This window comes from Roseomonas sp. 18066 (assembly GCF_902706185.1).
In the GTDB taxonomy this organism is placed as follows: Bacteria; Pseudomonadota; Alphaproteobacteria; order Acetobacterales; family Acetobacteraceae; genus Pseudoroseomonas.
Genome location: NZ_CACSJM010000397.1, coordinates 1 through 405 on the forward strand (window position 1 = coordinate 1; position 405 = coordinate 405).

General features: G+C 64.9%; 1 pseudogene. It reads right to left on the reverse strand.

The features are described from left to right. Nucleotides 1–145 precede the first annotated feature (145 nt). Nucleotides 146–405, reverse strand: a pseudogene (locus GVN67_RS29405) (hypothetical protein); the annotation flags it as partial.

Here is a 405-nt window from a genome sequence, read left to right on the forward strand (position 1 = left end):
CCCCGGATTCGGCCACGACGGCGCTATCAAGGCGCCGGACAAGCTGATCAAGGAACTGAGCGAGTTCTTCGCCGGCTGACCCATGTAAGTAGCAGCAACTGCCGTTTTGGAGGCTCAAAACGACAGTTGCTGCTACCCAGTTGGGCTAGTGCGCCGGACCGTGGCCCGCGCCTGTGCCTTCGGTCTTGCGCATCATGGCGGAAAGCACGACGGCGGCAAGGGCTATGACGGTTGCCGTCATGAAGGCGGCACTCATCCCGGCAACGAGTCCCGACGCCGCACTGACAACCGCGAAGATGGACACCAGCAGTGCCGTGCCGGCGGCGCCGGCCACCTGCTGCGTGGTGCTCATGATCGCCGAACCATGGGAGTAGAGGTGCGGGGGCAGCGGGTTCAGCCCGGTGG